This is a genomic window from Conservatibacter flavescens (assembly GCF_002795425.1).
Taxonomy (GTDB): domain Bacteria; phylum Pseudomonadota; class Gammaproteobacteria; order Enterobacterales; family Pasteurellaceae; genus Conservatibacter; species Conservatibacter flavescens.
The window spans coordinates 43312-62551 of sequence record NZ_PHHA01000028.1 but is presented as its reverse complement, the minus strand read 5'-3'; the positions used below and the strand labels follow the sequence as shown (position 1 = coordinate 62551).

The 19240-nt window shown below is 38.5% G+C and carries 13 protein-coding genes; 8 read left to right on the top strand and 5 right to left on the bottom strand.

Annotation, left to right across the window (positions count from 1 at the left end):
- Positions 1-73: 73 nt before the first annotated feature.
- Positions 74-1891 (bottom strand): heme anaerobic degradation radical SAM methyltransferase ChuW/HutW, encoded by a 1818-nt coding sequence (gene hutW, locus CVP05_RS10915; protein ID WP_100289602.1) that lies wholly within the window; start codon positions 1889-1891, stop codon positions 74-76.
- Between the two features lie 222 nt (positions 1892-2113).
- Positions 2114-3610 (bottom strand): nicotinate phosphoribosyltransferase, encoded by a 1497-nt coding sequence (locus CVP05_RS10910; RefSeq protein ID WP_100289601.1) that lies wholly within the window; start codon positions 3608-3610, stop codon positions 2114-2116.
- A 278-nt stretch (positions 3611-3888) separates the two neighbouring features.
- On the opposite strand from CVP05_RS10910, the gene CVP05_RS10905 reads away from it, so the two are divergent.
- Complete coding sequence (locus CVP05_RS10905; protein WP_100289600.1) at positions 3889-6237, top strand: TonB-dependent receptor plug domain-containing protein; 2349 nt, start codon at positions 3889-3891, stop codon at positions 6235-6237.
- 126 nt (positions 6238-6363) lie between these two features.
- On the top strand, positions 6364-9129 hold the full coding sequence (locus tag CVP05_RS10900) for a M16 family metallopeptidase (protein ID WP_100289599.1): 2766 nt from the start codon (positions 6364-6366) through the stop codon (positions 9127-9129).
- A gap of 49 nt (positions 9130-9178) precedes the next feature.
- Here CVP05_RS10900 and znuB read toward each other — a convergent pair whose 3' ends face one another.
- Positions 9179-9964: a zinc ABC transporter permease subunit ZnuB gene (znuB, locus tag CVP05_RS10895; protein ID WP_100289598.1), complete on the bottom strand. Its 786-nt coding sequence runs from the start codon at positions 9962-9964 to the stop codon at positions 9179-9181.
- 2 nt (positions 9965-9966) lie between these two features.
- Positions 9967-10770: a zinc ABC transporter ATP-binding protein ZnuC gene (znuC, locus tag CVP05_RS10890; protein ID WP_100289597.1), complete on the bottom strand. Its 804-nt coding sequence runs from the start codon at positions 10768-10770 to the stop codon at positions 9967-9969.
- Positions 10771-10970: 200 nt separating this feature from the next.
- Here znuC and mepM point away from each other — a divergent pair, with 200 nt between their 5' ends.
- Positions 10971-12518: a murein DD-endopeptidase MepM gene (gene mepM, locus CVP05_RS10885; protein WP_100289596.1), complete on the top strand. Its 1548-nt coding sequence runs from the start codon at positions 10971-10973 to the stop codon at positions 12516-12518.
- 55 nt (positions 12519-12573) lie between these two features.
- Here mepM and priC read toward each other — a convergent pair whose 3' ends face one another.
- On the bottom strand, positions 12574-13155 hold the full coding sequence (priC, locus tag CVP05_RS10880; RefSeq protein WP_100289595.1) for a primosomal replication protein: 582 nt from the start codon (positions 13153-13155) through the stop codon (positions 12574-12576).
- A gap of 318 nt (positions 13156-13473) precedes the next feature.
- Between priC and CVP05_RS10875 the strand changes: the two genes are divergently transcribed.
- The 5 genes from CVP05_RS10875 (at position 13474) to rlmKL (ending at position 19234) form a co-directional block, all read left to right on the top strand.
- Positions 13474-14514, top strand: a complete 1041-nt coding sequence (locus CVP05_RS10875; RefSeq protein WP_100289594.1) for a porin — start codon at positions 13474-13476, stop codon at positions 14512-14514.
- Positions 14515-14647: 133 nt separating this feature from the next.
- Positions 14648-15301 (top strand): uridine kinase, encoded by a 654-nt coding sequence (gene udk, locus CVP05_RS10870; RefSeq protein WP_100289593.1) that lies wholly within the window; start codon positions 14648-14650, stop codon positions 15299-15301.
- A 9-nt stretch (positions 15302-15310) separates the two neighbouring features.
- Complete coding sequence (gene dcd / locus CVP05_RS10865) at positions 15311-15898, top strand: dCTP deaminase (RefSeq protein ID WP_100289592.1); 588 nt, start codon at positions 15311-15313, stop codon at positions 15896-15898.
- Positions 15895-17070, top strand: a complete 1176-nt coding sequence (locus CVP05_RS10860) for a hypothetical protein (protein ID WP_100289591.1) — start codon at positions 15895-15897, stop codon at positions 17068-17070. Before dcd ends, CVP05_RS10860 begins: the two co-directional genes overlap by 4 nt.
- A 16-nt stretch (positions 17071-17086) precedes the next feature.
- Positions 17087-19234 carry a bifunctional 23S rRNA (guanine(2069)-N(7))-methyltransferase RlmK/23S rRNA (guanine(2445)-N(2))-methyltransferase RlmL gene (gene rlmKL / locus CVP05_RS10855; RefSeq protein ID WP_100289590.1) on the top strand — a complete coding sequence of 716 codons (2148 nt, stop codon included), beginning with the start codon at positions 17087-17089 and terminating at the stop codon, positions 19232-19234.
- Positions 19235-19240 lie beyond the last annotated feature (6 nt).

Here is a 19240-nt window from a genome sequence, read left to right as displayed (position 1 = left end):
AGAAGGGCAGATTAGTTGAATCATGCCCTTGAATCAGAGGAATCCGATATTGTGACAATAAACGAAGAACGGTTTATTGGTTAACAGCTTTGATTAGTTGCTTTATGGCATTAATTTGTTCTTCGCGTAATTGCCCCTGTTCATCACGCCCTATGAAAATTTTGAACATTGCTTCGCCTTGCTGATTGATAAAATTTAACGAAACAGTGCGTTTTCCCATAAATGGGCGATCTATTAAATAAATTGCATGGCAATTTTCATAGCGTAAGTGGCCGTGTACCCCGCCTTCTTGTGTATGTTCAAAATTATAAAAACCACGACCAATTTTTCCGGAAGGGAGCCTTGCTGTCACTTCGACAACCGCATCTGGAGTGTGAGCAATAAAGGTAACGGGATGTGGCCAAGTCGCAATAGCCTGCATGATCGTAATAAAATGCTCACCATTGGTTTTTGCAACCATCTCTACAGGTAGGCAGTTGATCACCGTTTCTAAATTGCATTGATGCATACCGGCAACCATTTCTAACACTTGTGCAGGATTTGAGGCTAAGTTTTCACGTAATTTGTTTTGTAATTCTGCATTGGCAGACATCATATTTTTCTCCTTATTAGATTGTGTAGGTAAGCTAAGCATTAATTTGCGGATTAAGGTTGGAGACCAGTAGCGACCACTCGTATTTAAATATGCCATCTTTCCTTGATGTTGAAGCAAAGATTGGGCTTGCCACTGATCTAACAACCGTTGCGCTTTTTCATTGTGCGTAAAGGGGGACGTGTCTAAGTAGCCTAATTCAAGGCTGTGTTGAATGGTCCCTAATAAAGATTTATAGGGGCCATGTCGGCTCAAATAAGAAAGGGGTTTTTGCTCTAGTGGCGTGTTTAAATAGTCTTTTATATTGCTTTGTACTTGATAGCTAAAGTTGCCAATACTGCCACCTGCTCCGGAACCAAAGGCCAAGCAGGGCATATTTGATTTGACTAGAATATTATAACGATTACGTTCCCCTCGTTCAGGGAAAGCAAAGTGGTTATTGCTGACTTGTTGCCAGCCAAGTTGATTGAGGTATTCTACAGCGTAAGCATATTGTATACTTTGGTCACTAAAACTAGCGGGTTCCGGCAATTTACCGTGTTCAATTAGGCGGTTAATCGGTAAAAATGGATAATTATTAAAGGCATAAATATCTAAACCTGATAATGCTAAGCTAGAGATTGTCGCGAGATCTTGTTGCCAAATTTCGGCATTTTGATTGGGTAGGCCAAAGATTAAATCGGCAACGATAACGGCATTTAATTGGCACAATTGTTGTAGATAATCATAGGCTTCTTCGCCACTATGTTTCCGGCCAAGTCGTTTCCGTAAAGCTGTGTTAAATGTTTGAATGCCAATGGAAAATCGATTAGCGCCAGCATCAATACAAGCTTGTGCTTTCTCTAGGCCAAAATGACTAATACGCCCTTCAATGGTGAATTCACATTCTTCACTGAGTGGAAGATAATCATAACAAGCATGAATTAATCGCACGAGATCTTCTGTATGTAATGCAGTAGGTGTGCCACCACCGAAATAAACTGCTTGAATTTTTCCTTTATCCTGGCGCAGGCTAGCTTCATGTCTTAATTCTGCGATTAAGCGATCTACATAAATTTTACTGTATTCATTTTTCCACGCATTACGATAAAACCCACAAAAAATGCAGTGGCTAGCGCAAAAAGGGATATGTAAATAGGCTAATCCATCGGTGTGGAGGGCATGAGGTAATTGTTGTTGCCATAAATTTTGCCACTGAGATAGTTCAACCGCTTCTCCACCCCAAATCGGCATAAGTGCTTGGCGTTCAGGAAATGCATTTGGCGCTGCTTGTAGTGGCGTCCATTTGAAGTTAATCATGTTGTCTCACATTAGCTATTAAAAAGAAGTGTAATTTATAGCAAATAAAAGTAATGATATAATTGATCAAAATCAAATGAGAATTATTTTTAATTGTGTAATGAAGTAGTTGTTGCGTTTTTAGCTAAAAGAGCGGTTGGAATGAAAAAAGTTTTGAGCTTAGGAAATTTTAAGAAGTGTATGTAGAAGCATGTTATAAATGCTTCTACAAAAGAAAAAACGTTATGGCAAAGTAAATTGAAACTGCTCACCAAGAGAAATCAAATCTTTTGTAAAATTTGACCGCACTTCTTCGAAAGAAAGGCTATTTCTGATTTCACCATTATAAAAAATGGTATGTAGCTGATCATCACTAAAATCACTATGTAGCCCTAAACCATCTTGAAAATCGCCATTGGGTAATACTTTTACCATGCCACGTGGTGAGCGTTTGTTGTGATCGGTTTTTGGATCTTTGAAAACAAGTCGTTCTTCGCCATTCACGACGGCATGCGTGGCTTTTACTGCCAGGCCCAGAGAATCACGGGAATTTTGTTGGTAAGCTAAAGAGCCGATACCAAATACAATATTAGAGGCGGCAAAGCCTTGAGAAATAAGCTTTTTGATAATTTGATTAGCTAGTTCAAGATTGATGGAGTCACCGTAAATAACACCAATATGGGGATCGAGCTTAATAAATCCTTTCGCATTTTTTTGTCCGCCAAAAATATGATAAAGTGCTGCGATTAAACCAATACGCTCTGTAGGGTCTTTTGCTTGAGGATTACCACAAATAATCTTCATCGGATCACCGGAGTCCGGCCGAATAACGACTTTCCCTTCTCGCGCTAAAATAAGTGTTTTAAGCGCAGGCAAAGTAACACGGATATTGTGCCAAAAATCATAGCTATCAGACACAATACTTACCGTACCCGTTGGATAAACTTGCGTAATAAGATATTCGAATGTAGCTAATTCATCTCGGCCATGAATACACATAACGGAATGCTCTGTTGCAGGAATGGAGCTTCCAATTAACATTTTGTTATTTATTGGGTAGTAATGTTGGACAAAATGAATAGCAGGGATAACATCAGTGCCTTTAAAAGCGATTAAATGGGCTGCACCGCTTAATGCTGCACTTTCTAATGAGCTTAATCCACGCATAGAAAAATCATGGGCTTGATAGTCAATATAGGCTAAATCAGCATTGCTAATATTTCCCCATTTTTGCAAGGAAGAACGGTACATTGCTGCAATGGTTGCAGAAGTTGTGGGTAGCCATGTGGAGGTTAATAAGAGGGTTTCTAAATAGTTTGTTAGCCAGAAAAAACGCGGATCCGTATTACGTATGGTTAATAATGGGTTTTTAATTGGAATCATTTTTCCCTCTGGTATGGCTTTGATTTCAAGCGGTAAATAGCCGAGATCATGTAAAGCAACCAGATGGTGTGTATCTATTGTTTCATCTGACATATTTAAACAAGCGCGGAAACATTGTTTATATTGTTCAATCAATGTTTGTTTGTCTTGTTGGAAGAAATATTGATCAAAATACTCCATCAGATAACGTTTTATAAACGCTTGATAACCAAAAGAAACAACATGGCTAACATGATAGAGTTTTTTACTCGTGCGTGGGGTTAAGACAGAATAAATATACTGTGTATCTTTTGGGTATTGTTTTCGGTGAAATTGTTTATAAAAGTCACTTAATAGCAAAGGGTTATAATGGAACATAATAGCACCTTGTGTATAGTATATGCTACATATTATGTTTTTTATTTTTAATAAGTCAAGGTAAATGTAAAGCTCACAGTGATTTCTATCGTGTTGTGAAAATTATTTACAACGAAATAGTCAGTGGTAAACGGCCAAATTTGAGGTATGAAGATTAATCAATTTTAGGAAAAATCCAGCGTATTTTTATTGCATTTATGATAATGATTTGCATTTAATTTGTAAGGTATTTAAAATATTGACATTATAAAATAAAAATATAACTAGAGAGTATTTTGATGACGTATAAATTAAATAAAATAACAATTTTACTTTGTGCAAGTTGCAGTTCATGGGCAATGGCGCAAGAGCAGATGGACACCATGCAAAGTTCAGCGAATACATTACACGAGATTGTGGTGTATGCAGAACAAAATGCAAGTTTATCTTCCGCGCAAACGGTTTCTCAAAAAGACATGAGTGTTGCACCGGCAACGAATAATAACATATCCGATTATTTGAAATTGAATCCTCATGTGCGTTTTGTCAATAGCGATGAAAATACGATGCTGCGTGGTGAAATTAAGCCAGCAGAGATCAGTATTAATGGGGCTGAAGCAAGTCAAACCAGCTATTTTGTCGATAATGTAAATATGAATAATGATCTTGGGATTGGCGCTGATCTTTTTGATGGCGTAATGGCAACAATACCACGTGCAGACTATGGGCAAGCTTATTTTTTTGATACAAACTTGCTTTCTTCTGTGACCGTATATGATAGCAATATTTCGGCTAGCTTAGGGGGATTTAGTGGTGGGGCAGTGGTGGCCAAGACCAAACAGTATGGCGGGGAAGATCACGTCCAGTTACGGTATAGAACAACGCGTGCGGCTTGGGCGAAATTCCATGTGGCAGAAGGGGATAGAGCAAAATTTGAAGAAGTGTTACCTAATGGTATGAATGCCGATTTTCAGCCTAAATATAATAAGCATTTTGTGAGTTTATCAGCGGAAAAAGGAATATCAGATAATTTAGGTGTGGTTTTTGGTATTAGCCGTCGTGGAGCAAATATTCAGCAAAACCGTCTTATTTCTCCTGATGGTCAAATGGGAAAACGGAATCATACACGTCGTTCTGATAATGGGTTAGTCAATTTCAGTTGGACACCCAATGAGCAACACCGTATCGAATGGGGGCTGCGCTATTCTAATTATCGAGAGAGTAAATTTTATGCGACAAATTTACACAGCGATATTCATGACTATCATCAAGCATTTGGCACAACGTTAGCTTGGGTAAATGGATTGCCCGCAGGGATATTAACAACGACATTAGCATATGATGACTTCAGAGATAAGCGTAAATCCGCTTCCACGTATATGAAGACGATCATTGATTCACAGGGATTAGAGTATAGTCAAGGTGGAATGGGCAATAGCACATTGAACCAAAAAAATTGGCATATCTCGGCAGAATATGCCCTTAATCCGTTTAGCTGGGGAGATTGGACACATTCCATTTCTTTGGGGGGAATTTATCAGTTTACTCAATATGCTTTCAATCGTGCTCAAGATGCACATAGTGAACTTTATATGGATTCAGGCTTTGGCTTAATTCCTCTTGATCAACATTCTGTGCGTAAAGGCACAGTTAAAGCCAAATACCAAAACATCGCTTTTTATGCGGAAGACTTGATGAAGTGGGCGCAATTGGAATTTCGTCCAGGCATACGTATTGAGCGTGACGATTATCTAAGAAATACCAATATTGCGCCACGTTTTGCGATGCGCTGGCAATTTCTAGAGGATAGTGCGTTAAATTTTGGCCTAAATCGTTATTATGGACGGAGTTTCGCCTCAATGAAATTAGCCGAACAGATATTTCAATTAGATGGCCATGATACATTCCGTTATCAAGATGTGAAACGGTTTAAAACACCTCATGCAGATGAATTGACTATCGGAATTGAGCAGGGGCTTGGTAATGTCATGATGAAATTCAATTATATTCATCGACAAAATAAAAACCGTATCGTGTTACATGAAAGCGAAAATGCCTTAACGGGTGAAAAAGAGCGTTATTATAAAAAGGGTAAAGATTACCATGCGGATATTTATACCTTAGCTTTTCATAATATTGAGCCTTGGGAATTAGGCTTAACTCAGTGGCAAACGACATTGGCATTTGATTGGCTGCGAATGAAGGGCCTAGACTTTGGGCGAGGTTATAACGCAGATAGCCAAGTGATCTTAGATGGTAAATGGACTTCTTATGGCGACATGATGAAAAAAGTGAATAATCATCGCGAGGAATGGGTAGCTCGTTTAGGGATCCATATGGCGATTCCTGCCTATCATGTAAGTTGGACAAATAATGTTTTTGTAAAAGCACCGATTAAGGGGATTGAACATTATGATGATCTGAATAGTATTCCGCTTTATCGCCGTTACGATTATGGCACGCACACACAGTGGGACAGCAGTATTCGTTGGCAACCGATGATTCATGATAAACATTCTGTGTATGTGAAATTAGACATATTAAATGTACTGAACAAAACGCGTAAAGGTATGACAAGCAAAGGTGAAGACTATGGTTTTTATACCGCAGGACGTGAGTTTTGGCTTGAGTTAGGTTATGAGTTTTAGAAGAATATAGCAGACTAAACAGAGGATTGCTCTGCCTCAGATTAATACCAAACCTCGTAAGATAATGGGCGCATGTAATGCGCCCTACAATAAACATCATCATTCATTGAAATTTAAATAATATTTATGAAAAAATTTTGGTTTTTTTTACCGCTCTTTTTCTTATTATCTTGCCAAATAGAGCGACATTCTGAACAAGTATTACCTTTTCATACTCAAATGGAACAGGGGCAGTTAGAGAATGGTTTACGCTATTTTATTTTGCCTCATCAAGAGCCGAAAAATCGTATTTACTTACGTTTAATTGTCAATGCTGGGTCATTACATGAAGAAGATGATCAAAAAGGTGTGGCACATATTGTGGAGCATATGGCATTTAATGGGACAACGCGTTTTCCAGAAAATCAAATTATTCAAGCGTTAGAGCAGCTTGGTATGACTTTTGCCCGCGATATCAATGCGTTTACGGATTTTGAAAATACGGTTTATACCCTTGATTTATCGGATAATGATGAACAAAAGCTGGCATTAGCATTTGATGTCTTGAATGAATGGATCCAACATGTCACGATTTTGCCTAATGATTTAGAAAATGAAAGAGGGATCGTGTTAGAAGAGTGGCGTTCTCGTTTGAGCCCTATGCTACGACTTGGCGATCAAAAAAGCCGAATTGAAATGGCAGGTTCTCGCTATATTTTACGAGATCCTATTGGTGATGTAGACGTGATTAAGCATGTTTCTGCACAGCGTGTAAAAGACTTTTATCAAAAATGGTACCGCCCAGATAATATGTCTGTTGTCATAGTTGGTGATATTGATAGCGCTAAAGTGCGGTCACTTTTACAACAAAAATTAGCCAATATCCCACGCCCTCAAATACCTATTGAAACGGTTGATTATGGTGTGCCTTTGGTGGACGAATGGCGAGTTGCGAGTGTGTCTGAACCTGAAATTGATTACCGGACTTTGGAATTTAGTTTGAATGAGAAATTTATTGAAAACAATACGTTATCTCATTACAGACAACAGCTTATTCTTCAAGTGATGGGGCGTTTACTCAATGAGCGTTTCCAAGAATGGGAGCGTCAACATGCGGAGTTAATTGATTCTGCAACATTCCATCGTACACAGCTAGGACGGGAGGCGTTGCAAAATAGGTTTACCTTACAATTAGCAAACACAAACTATGAAGAGAGCTTGAAGAAGTTGTTCAGTTTTCTCAGTGAAATTGCGCAACATGGCTTTAGCCAAGAGGAATTTGAGGCCGAAATTCAACGTTTACACGGGTTTAATCAACGGAAATTTGAGTTAAAAGAACGTAGTTTACATATTGCCAATCATTTGTTATCGGTAGCTGTTATGGCTTTACCGGTTTATTTAGATAAACAACAAGAATATGAATTAACAGCGAAATTATTAAATAACATAACGAAACAAGAAGTGGAGCAGCAATTTAAACAGCTCATTGCTTTGCCATCTAAATTACTATTGATTACACAGCCTCACCCAAGCAAAGATATCGCTTTTTCTCGTCAAAAAGTGACCGCACTTTGGCAGGATATTCAGCAACAAAATCAGCCTCAATGGGAATCTAAAATTGCCCAAGCTACTTTACCCGATATGTCGCTAACTCAAGGGTATGTTGTTGAAAAGAAAGATTGGGAAAAAGAAAAAGTGACGGAATTTACGCTGAGTAACGGCAGTCGCTTAATTTATATGTATAGCGATAAACAACCTGCTCAAATTTATTTCAAAGCTCTTACATCGGGTGGCATTCGTACAATTCCACCGCAAGATTATCACCAGTTACGTTCCGCAGTGAGTGTATTGGATCAAAGTGGTGTTGGGATATATTCACAAATGCAATTGAACAAGATGTTTGGGGATTCGCCTTTGGGAATATCCACCGTATTAGATGAATATAGTCAAGGGTTTATCGGGGTGAGCAAGGCCGAGAACCTAGAAAACTTGCTGAAATTATTTCGCTTAAAATTACAGTCTAATCAGGTCGATGAAACGGTTTTAGCAAAATATAAAAAAGACACGTTAGAGTATTTAACTCGTGCGGATAGAGAAAGAGAATTTTCGCAAGCTATTGCCGCCCTGAGACAGCCGAATAGCGAGACGGTTTATAGTCATACCCCTCGACACATTCAGGCATTAAATGCACAGTCGATTTTAAGTAGCTATCAAAAATATATTACTCATCAAACAGATTTCACTTATTTTATTGTTGGCGATATAAAGCTGCCGGAATTATTGCCTTTAGTGAATACCTATTTGGCTTCTGTTGAGCATAAAAAGCGAGAGCAAATGCCTTATTTTGTTTATGGTAAAACGCCAAGGCAGACATTAAAGATGAACGGATACACAGAGCCGCGAGCTGAAGTTGAAATTTATTTGACTGCAGATAATGTATGGCAACCGAAAGATGAGTATTTACTAGATATCTTGGGGACGATGATTGAGGAAAAATTGCGCTTAGAATTACGTGAAAAAGAATCAGGCATTTATGCCATTAGTAGCCAATTTTATCAGGAGCCTGAATTGAATCAAATTGAGGGGAGAATCCGTTTTAGCACGTCCCCCGAGCGCGTAGATCAATTAATTGATTTAGTTTATCGTCTTTTTGATGATTGGAGTAAACAGGGCGTGGAAGAAGCCTTACTCCACAAAAAACGAGAGGAAAAAAGGCTACGCATAAAACAAAATAAGGATAGTTTAGTTTATCTGTTTGATCGCCTTGCATACAGTTATCAATATACTCATTCACCTAATTTATTGTTTATGGACGAACAATTCGTGGCGAGTGTGACTAAGTCGGAACTTGATCCATTAGTCAAAAAATTGATGAAAAATGAAGTGCGCTTTAAAGCGATCTTAGTGCCTTAATATAGTGGGTTAGCGCATCTATTGTGGCTAACCCTTTCAGAATCAGGCATTATTTTTTGTCCCGATAAAATAATGACAGCAAAAATAATGTTGATGATGAAATCACAACAGATGGTCCGGCTGCGGTGTCATAAAATGCGGATAAGACAAGGCCTAAAGACACCGCAATCATACTGATAACTGTCGCAATACCCACCATGCTTTCCGGTGTTGAAGCAAAACGTCGCGCTGTTGCTGCGGGGATAATCAGCAATGAAGTAATGATTAATGCACCGACAAATTTCATGCTTAAAGCAATGGTCAAGGCGGTAAGTAGCATCAAAATTAACCGCATTTTGCGAATATTAATGCCTTCTACTTGGGCAAGTTCCGGGCTGACTGTTGTGGATATAAGGGGTTTCCACCAATATAATAAGGCGATTAAAACAAGGACAACGCCTCCACCGATATAGAGTAAATCATCATAAGTAATCGCCAGCAAATCACCAAATAAATAGGCCATTAAATCCACGCGAACGTTATTGAGTAACCCTACTGTAACAACACCGAGAGACAGACAGCTATGGGCAATAATCCCCAAAATAGTATCAACAGAAAATTGATTATGATTTTCTAGCCAAACCATGCCGACAGCTAATATTAAGACTAAAACTAAAATCGATAAATACGGATTGATATTGAGAAAAATCCCTAAGGCAACACCCAGCAAAGCAGAATGGGCTAATGTATCGCCAAAATAAGCCATTTTTCGCCAAACCACAAATGCCCCTAAAGGCGCGGTAATAAAAGAAAGCAAGATACCGGAGAGCCAAGCGGGAAAAAGAATATCAAACATGCTTAACTCCTATTTTTTGATTGATGAGTACATTGCTGAGTATACGAATGCGGTGTGCAACATACATCACCGTGTAAATCATGTTTATGATTGTGATGATGGGTATAAAATGCCACATTTTTAGAAAATTGATCCCCGAAAATATAGCGAAAGGTGGGATCATTGGAAATAGCTTCAGGTGTACCCGCACAACAGATATGTCGGTTAATGCATAAAACTTGATTGGTATCTGCCATAACAAGATGTAAGTCATGGGAAACCATTAAAATAGCGCAGTTTAGTTGCTGTTGTGTATGATGAATAAGTTGATATAACTCCGCTTGACCTGTAATATCAACGCCTTGCATAGGTTCATCTAAAACTAATAAGTTGGGTTTATTTAACATAGCACGAGCCAATAAGACCCGCTGCATTTCTCCACCGGATAACTTTTGCAAACGATTATCGGTTAAATGGGTAATGGACAGTTGCGCTAATGCATGTAGAATATCCGCTTTCTTAGCGTTTTTTTGTAAGGATAAAAATTTTTTTACTGTAATAGGCAGGCTAGGGTCTACATGGATTTTTTGGGGAACATAACCAATACGCACGCCTTTGTTGTAAACCACTCGCCCGGATGTAGGACGTTGTAATTTTAATAACACTTTTAATAATGTTGATTTTCCACCGCCATTTGGGCCGACAATAGTGGTAATGGTATTAGGATAAATATCCAAATTAATATTTTGTAAAGCGATTTTTTGTTCAAATTCAACAGTAATATCGCGAAGCTGCACTAAGGGCGCTTGAATGGATTTGACTAACATGCTGATTATGGTGATAGATTAACTCGTGCCTTGAGGCAAACTTAATATTGCGTTTAACATAGCGTATTTTAGGGGAATTAACAAGTTTCTTGCAAAAGCTGATGATTATTTATTCATACAGTAAAATAATCAGGAATTTTTTGGGATTTCCACTGTCTGAATAACGAATAGAAATAGAGAAGATAAGGAAAAAGAGTATTGTGCGACATGTAAAGTTAGCGAGAGATAGACGGAAGAGGAAATCGCGGATTAAAGCCGTTGTTTTCTTTTTGGCATTATTGTCTATTTTTACAGGCGTGTTGTTACAATTGAATGAAACCTTGCACACACAAGAGCAAACCGTATCGACTCAACTTGACCCTTACCAAAAATTAACCGTTGAGCCGATTGTTAATCCTAATGCTCAACCTTCTATAGATCCAGCCCTTGAATTAGCTAACGCGGTAGAACAGGCTGCTGAAATTGTCACGCCAAAACCACAAGGCGATGAGACAACATCACAGCAAGGGGAAAATGATAATTCTGCAGAAAACACTCAATCCAACACGCCTCAAGTAGCGGGGCAGCTTGGAGAGGCAACCTCTTATGATGATGAGCTTTTAGACGAAGATGATGAGGTCGATGGTGGCCTGCCGGATAGCGCGTTAAGTGCACTAAATGATTTATTAGATGCGGCAGATCAGGCTTGGCGAATTAAAAACCAATTTAGTCATACGGTGGTTCGTGGCGATACATTAAAAGATGTATTGGAGTTGTCAGGTTTGGAAGCGAGTACTAGCCAAGCGTTGATTTCGCGTTATCCTGAATTAAAAAATCTTAAACCGGGTCAGCAATTTTATTGGATTCTGGATAATCACAATGAATTAGAATACATGAATTGGTTAATTTCTGAAAAAGAAGAGCGCATTTATGAATTAACCGAAAAGGGAACATATACCCGACAAATTTTAGAGAAAAAAAGCGTTTGGAAAAAAGAGGTCCTAAAAGGACAAGTTGGTACATCACTCAGTCGTAGTTTACAACGTCTAGGTCTAGATTCTCGACAAATTAATCAATTATCTACCGCACTTCAGTGGCAGGTAAGTGTCAATAAATTAAAAAAAGGAGATAAGTTTGCTTTGCTCGTGTCTCGTGAATATCTTGGTGACAAATTAACCGGGCAAGGTAATGTAGAGGCTATCCACATTATTAGTGGCGGTAAAAGTTATTACGCGATTCAAGCGGAAAATGGACGATATTATAATCGTAATGGTGAAACCTTAGGGAAGGGGTTTGCACGTTATCCAATGCAACGACAAGCGAGAATTTCGTCACATTTTAACCCTCGTCGCAAGCATCCTGTAACGGGGCGAATCTCACCACATAAAGGGGTGGATTTTTCTGTGCCAATAGGTACGCCAATTATTGCGCCTGCCGATGGTGTGGTCGAAAAAGTCGCTTATCAAGGTAACGGCGCGGGGCGTTATATTATTTTGCGACATGGACGTGAGTATCAGACCGTCTATATGCATTTAAGTAAGGCCTTAGTGAAAACGGGACAAAATATTAAGAAAGGGGAACGTATCGCTTTGTCTGGTAATACAGGGCGTTCCACCGGCCCTCATTTACATTATGAATTCCATATTAATGGACGACCGGTTAATCCTATTACGGTTAAATTACCAGGAACAAGTAGCGGACTGAGTTCTCAGGAACGACGTAAATTCCTTGCTGTAGCGAAAAATGCTGTCGCGAGATTGAAAATTTAGCCTATGCCCTCGTTTTTCTCATTAAAAGAAAATGCGTGGGCATTAATTATTATTGCTAAGACTGTCCTTCTTGATAGAGCAAATATTCTTCCAATAAATCTATCGCCTCTAAACAGCGTTGTTTACGTTGTTGGGTGAGAGTTATCTGCTCGTGATAGATCGCTCGCTGCGCTTCAGATTGGGCATCATGAGCGAGTAAATGAAATCCATCAATTTTGTCATTCAATGCTTGCAAGGCTGCGTAATATTTTTCAAGACGCTGTGCGGGTGGAAGAGTGTGAATATTGTTTTTTTCCCTAGTGGGTTTTTGAGGCGAAATATGTACCGCACTTTCACGATACATACGTTGGGGTTTCGTCTTTAATGCCTCAGTGAGCGCGGTACATTGCGCGGTTAATTTTCTCGCCAAATAGTCACATTGTATTATTTGTGATTCATCAAGATTGTTTAACGTAGTCAATGTATTTTCAATTTCCTGTAGATAAAATCCCACATTTTCAAAGTTTTGACTAAACAAAGTGCGGTCAAATTTGGCAAAGATTTTTTGTTCTTTGCGGAAGGCGTATTGCTGGCACAACTGATTGACATGTTGAGATAATATATCTTTTAGGTGATGTATTGAATTTGGCATAGACATAAATGAAGAGAAATACTCCTAAAAGCAATAATGATGAATACACAGAAAAATCATAAAACGATTTGATAAGATGTGCAACTTGTGTTGTGTTTTGAAATCCTAATTAAGTTGGCGTAATCAGTCAAATAATCAGTAATCATCCCGTTGATATTTTCCAAAAAACTGATCATGATCAACAAAAAATGGTGTAGTCAGGTGATTTTCTATTGACACTAGACAATACATCTGCCATTATTCCCCTCGATTGACATCTCTTCTAGAGAAAAGTTCAATTAAATTAATTTAATTATAACTATTTCATCATGAGAGGAAATTATCATGAAAAAGACATTAGTAGCATTAGCAGTAGCAGCAGTAGCGGCAACTTCAGCAAACGCAGCAACCGTGTATGAAGCTGACGGTACTAAAGTAGAATTAGGCGGTTCATTACGTTTATTCTTAGGTAAATTAGGAAAAGATGAGCGTGGTGATTTACTTAATGACAAATCTCGTCTTATCCTTAAAGCAAGCCAAGATTTAGGAGACGGCTTCAAAGCATTAGGTGGATTTGAGATCCGTTTTGATAATGTTAACGGTAGCTCAGATAAATATAAATTCGGTGATCCACGCACTGATAAACTTTATGCTGGTTTTGCACACTCTGATGTTGGTACTGTGACTTTCGGTCGTCAAGCGACAACGGGTGATGAAGTAGATTTAGCAAATAACGCACATATTATCGGTGATGGTAATAACAACTTAAATACTTCTGGTAAAAAAGTTGCTAAATTCCGTTCTGCAGAGTGGCAAGGTTTTAGCTTTGGTGCGGATTATGTATTCGGCCAAGCGAATAAAAATGCGTTAGTACATGGTGAAACCAAATATGGTTATGGTGCATCTTTATTCTACTCTCGTGAATTAGCACAAGATTTCCTTTTTGATTTCGCAGCAGGTTACACCAAAGTGAAAACTGATGTTGGTGCAGGTAACGTACGTCCAACACAAACTTTCGGTTCTGATGTTCAATGGCGTGCAGCGACTAAGTTTACTTACGGTCCAGCTTCTTTAGGTGCAGAATATGGTCAAGGCCAACTTAAAGAGGGTGGTGTGAAAACTGAAGAGAATCGTAACTTAATCGTGAGCTTAAAATACCATGTTAATGAGCCAATCGCGGTTTATACACAATGGTTAAACGATCGTACTAAAGACTTAGTTAACAATACGAAAGAAACAAAAAATACCATCGTAGCAGGTGTAGGCTATAGATTACACAAAAATGTGTTAACTTATGTTGAGTATGGTTACACACGCACTAAAGAGAATGATCAATCAGCTGAGCGCGATAACGCATTTGGTGTAGGTTTACGCGTATTCTTCTAATTTTGGTTAATACCGTATAACAATAATAGTAAGAAGCCGATAGAGATATCGGCTTTTTTCGTATTTATTACTGCGTAAATTCAAAATTTTCTTTATAATTTACCTTAAAAATATCTATTTATAGGTGGACTATATGTCAGATTCAGTAACATCAAATTCTTCTTGTGTGATTATTGCTATTGCCGGGGCCTCAGCTTCGGGGAAAAGTTTAATTGCTTCGACCATTGACCGAGAACTACGCGAAGAACTAGGTTATCAAGATATTGGTATTATTTCCGAAGACAGTTATTATAAAGACCAAACTCATCTTGCTTTTGAAGAACGGGTTAAAACGAATTATGACCACCCCAATTCTATGGATAGAGATTTATTGATTGAACATTTAAACGCCTTAAAATGCGGACACCCTGTTGAGATTCCGGAATATAGTTATGTAGAACATACTCGAACGGGAAAAACGAATCGCTTTGAACCAAAGAAAATTATTATTTTAGAAGGCATTTTGTTATTAACAGATGAGCGTATCCGCAATATAGTGAATGTATCTATTTTTGTTGATACACCATTAGACATTTGTTTTATCCGTCGTTTACAGAGAGATATGCAAGAACGCGGTCGTTCATTGGAGTCTGTGGTTGCACAGTATCGTAAGACGGTACGGCCAATGTTTTTGCAATTTATTGAACCTTCCAAACAGTACGCTGATATTATTATTCCTAAAGGCGGGAAAAACCGCATAGCAATTAATATGTTAAAAGCACAAATTATGCACTTATTAGCAAAATAGGAACATAGCATGAGATTATGTGATACAGATATAGAACGTTATTTAGATGATGGCATTATTGCCCTCGAACCACGCCCAAGTAATGATAAAATTAATGGCGCGACAATTGACGTGCGTTTAGGAAATTCTTTTCGCGTGTTTCGTGAACATTCCGCGCCTTATATTGATTTAAGTGGGCCAAAAGAAGAAGTAGCCGCACAGCTTGAATCCGTTATGAGTGATGAGATTTTAATTCAAGATGATGAAGCTTTTTTCTTACATCCTGGCGCGCTAGCGTTAGCAACCACGTTGGAGTCCGTGAAATTGCCTGCAAATATTATTGGTTGGTTAGATGGCCGCTCTTCTCTTGCTCGCTTAGGACTTATGGTTCATGTGACCGCCCATCGTATTGATCCAGGTTGGGAAGGCAAAATTGTGTTGGAATTTTATAATTCAGGAAAACTCCCTTTAGCACTACGTCCAAATATGGTGATTGGGGCGTTAAGTTTTGAAGTGTTAAGCGGTGAAGCGGCGAGACCATACAATCGCCGTCAGGATGCCAAATATAAAAACCAGCAAGGCGCTGTAGCCAGCCGTATTAACGAAGATCAATCATGATGAAAAAAAGCGTTGGGGTTTTGGCTATTTTTTTGCTACTTAGCTTTGGTGTGTTTTTTGTGCAGAAAAATAGGCTTGAAACTCAGCTAGTTGCGGTATTTGCTCAGCATGATATTGAGATACAGCCACAAGATATTCGCCTACAATTATTCCCTTTGGTATTAACTCTTAAAAATGTTACGTATCGGCCAAAGCGTGATTGGTATGTGGCAGCGCCTAAAGCGGATATTGAGTTTGGTTTTTTCTCTTTGCTTAGAACCAGTCCAGTAGTGCGCTTTATTCGAGTGCATGAGGCGGTTTTGCATAGTAAAGTGCGGTCAGATTTGGCGGAGTTTCAAGGCATTAATGTTAGTTTGGAACCGACCGCGCTTTCAGTGTCTGATTTAGCGGAAAATAATTGGTTTAAAAAAGCCTTTCATTTGGATTTATCTTTCCGTTCTCCTAATAATCAACTTCCGGTTCAATTGGCAATCCGAAATGGCGTTTTATTGTCAGCGAATAATGCTATACAACTACATGTGACGAATATGGTGTTGAATAAAGCTGAGCTACATGATGTGCGCTTACAGTATACTTTAAATAACACGGTATTTTTTCGTTCGGCACAGGGAAGTTTAGATATTTATGCCCATGATTCATATCGTATAATCGGGAAAGACGTAGAAATCGCAACGGTATTCGCGGCACTTAATATTGATTCTATCATGAGTGGTAAGGGCGATATTTGGGGAACATTGCAGTTTAAACAACCTCAGCTTCCTGTCGGAAAATTAGCCTTTCTTGTACATAATGGTAAATTGAACGGGATGAATTTATTGAGCATGATTGCGCAATATATCCCGATTAATTATGACGAACAGGCATTAAAAGAGAAAAGTTTGGATACGGAATTTCATTCAGCGACGGCACAGTTAATCTGGCAGAATGATCATCTTCAAGTAGAAAAATTAGAAATGACGATGCCATTATTGCATTTAATGGGGACGGGAAAAATGGATTTTTCGACACAGCAATGTGACTTTAAGACAACATTTTTACCGAATATTGCCAATACAAAATTAGAAGTGCCGGTGAGTTTTTTTGGTGATTGTCGTTCACGACAATATAAAGTTGAATTTAATCGAAAATTACAACGTAGTTTGCGAGAATTACTCAAAGAGCATTTACGTTAAAAATAAAGAGTATCGAATGAAAACATTATTTGCCACGACTGCACGTGGATTTGAAGAATTATTAAAAAATGAATTAATTGAGTATGGTGCAACAGATTGCCAGATCGCACAAGGCGGAGTGCATTTTCAGGCTGATGATGAAAGCCAATACCGAGTATTATTATGGTCTCGTTTGGCTTCACGCGTGTTATTTCCTCTTATTCGAACCAAAATTTATAGTGAATTAGATCTGTATTCTTCTATTGTCAATCATGCTTGGTTGCAGCATTTTGATGAAAAGTCTCGTTTTTTAGTGGATTTTAACGGAACCAATCAGGAAATTCGACATACTCAATTTGGCGCAATGCGCGTGAAAGATGGCATTGTTGACTATTTTGAACGTCAGGGGCGTGTGCGACCTGTTGTCGATAAAGATTATCCGGATATTCGTATCCATGTTTATCTTAATCGTGACGAATTAATCGTTTCTTTAGATTTAAGCGGCGAAGCATTACATTTTCGGGGTTATCGAAGCGAGACAGGAAAAGCGCCATTACGTGAGACATTGGCTGCTGCAATCGTGTTGCGTTCTGGTTGGCAAAAAGGTTCTCCGTTGGTGGATCCTATGTGTGGTTCAGGGACATTATTGATTGAAGCTGCGCAAATGGAAGCACGAATTGCGCCGCAATTGCAACGCATGCACTGGGGATTTGATCATTGGTTAGGACATAATCAGGAAGTTTGGAATAACATTAAAGCAGAAGCATTGGCTTTGGCTGAAGCACAATTAAAACATAATCCACAACCTCATTTTTATGGTTTTGACTTGGATCATCGTGTGCTACAGAAAGCAAGAAAAAATGCACAGAATGCGGGTGTTGCACATTTGATTCAATTTAAACAATCCGATGTTGCGGCATTAAAGAATCCTTCGCCAGAACAACAAGGTACGGTGATTTGTAACCCTCCTTATGGGGAGCGTTTAGGTGCAACGCCGGCGCTTATTGCGTTATATTCTGTTTTTGGACAGCGCTTAAAAACCGAATTTGCTAATTGGAATGTATCGGTATTTAGTGGAGAACCAACATTATTAGACTGCTTACGTTTACGTTCTCACCGTCAATTCAAAGCCAAAAATGGTCCATTAGACTGTGTACAAAAAAACTATCAGATTTCAGACCGCACTTTTATTCAACAAAATAGCGAAAAAGGGCTACCGAATTTTGATTCTGCAATGAATAGTGGGATCGCCCAAGATTTTGCTAATCGATTGCAGAAAAATATCAAAAAAATTGAAAAATGGGCGAAGCAACAGGGCTTAGATGCTTATCGTTTATATGATGCGGATTTGCCAGATTATAATTTAGCGGTTGATCGTTATGGTGATCATATTGTTGTACAGGAATATGCTGCACCGAAAAATATTGATGAAAATAAAGCTCGCCAGCGTTTGCTCGATGCAGTAACTGCAACATTAGCGGTTACTGGCGTTGACACGAATAAGTTAGTGTTAAAAGTGCGCCAAAAGCAAAAGGGAAGTAATCAATATGAAAAATTGGCGCATAATGGCGAATATTTTTATGTTCAGGAATATGGCGCGAAATTGTGGGTAAATTTAACAGATTATTTGGATACAGGCTTATTTTTAGATCATCGTTTAACACGTAAAAAAATTGGCGAAATGGCAAAGGATAAGGATTTTCTGAATTTGTTTGCTTACACTGGGTCGGCAACAGTTCATGCTGCACTAGGTGGCGCGCGTTCAACAACCACAGTGGATATGTCCAATACCTATTTAAATTGGGCAGAACAAAATTTATTGTTAAATGATATTCAAGGTAAACAACATAAATTAATTCAAGCAGATTGTTTGCAGTGGTTAAGCCGTTGTGATAAACAATTTGATCTAATTTTTGTGGATCCGCCAACTTTTTCCAATTCCAAACGCATGGAAGAGAGTTGGGATGTACAACGTGATCATGTTAAATTAATTGCCCAGTTAGATCGTTTATTAAGAGAAGCGGGTATTATTGTTTTTTCTAATAATAAACGTGGGTTTAAAATGGACTTCGCGGCTCTTGAAACGCTAGGCTTAAGTGCGGTAGAAATTTCAGAAAAAACGTTACCTTTAGATTTTGAACGCAATAAACAGATTCATAATTGTTGGATAATACAACGGAGATAATGCTGC

Excerpts from the sequence above, each read along its gene's own strand:
- hutW (WP_100289602.1), bottom strand. The coding sequence starts at position 1,891 with ATGATTAACTTCAAATGGACGCCACTACAAGCAGCGCCAAATGCATTT.
- CVP05_RS10910 (WP_100289601.1), bottom strand. The coding sequence starts at position 3,610 with ATGTTCCATTATAACCCTTTGCTATTAAGTGACTTTTATAAACAATTT.
- CVP05_RS10905 (WP_100289600.1), top strand. The coding sequence starts at position 3,889 with ATGACGTATAAATTAAATAAAATAACAATTTTACTTTGTGCAAGTTGC.
- CVP05_RS10900 (WP_100289599.1), top strand. The coding sequence starts at position 6,364 with ATGAAAAAATTTTGGTTTTTTTTACCGCTCTTTTTCTTATTATCTTGC.
- znuB (WP_100289598.1), bottom strand. The coding sequence starts at position 9,964 with ATGTTTGATATTCTTTTTCCCGCTTGGCTCTCCGGTATCTTGCTTTCT.
- znuC (WP_100289597.1), bottom strand. The coding sequence starts at position 10,770 with ATGTTAGTCAAATCCATTCAAGCGCCCTTAGTGCAGCTTCGCGATATT.
- priC (WP_100289595.1), bottom strand. The coding sequence starts at position 13,155 with ATGTCTATGCCAAATTCAATACATCACCTAAAAGATATATTATCTCAA.
- CVP05_RS10875 (WP_100289594.1), top strand. The coding sequence starts at position 13,474 with ATGAAAAAGACATTAGTAGCATTAGCAGTAGCAGCAGTAGCGGCAACT.
- udk (WP_100289593.1), top strand. The coding sequence starts at position 14,648 with ATGTCAGATTCAGTAACATCAAATTCTTCTTGTGTGATTATTGCTATT.
- dcd (WP_100289592.1), top strand. The coding sequence starts at position 15,311 with ATGAGATTATGTGATACAGATATAGAACGTTATTTAGATGATGGCATT.
- CVP05_RS10860 (WP_100289591.1), top strand. The coding sequence starts at position 15,895 with ATGATGAAAAAAAGCGTTGGGGTTTTGGCTATTTTTTTGCTACTTAGC.
- rlmKL (WP_100289590.1), top strand. The coding sequence starts at position 17,087 with ATGAAAACATTATTTGCCACGACTGCACGTGGATTTGAAGAATTATTA.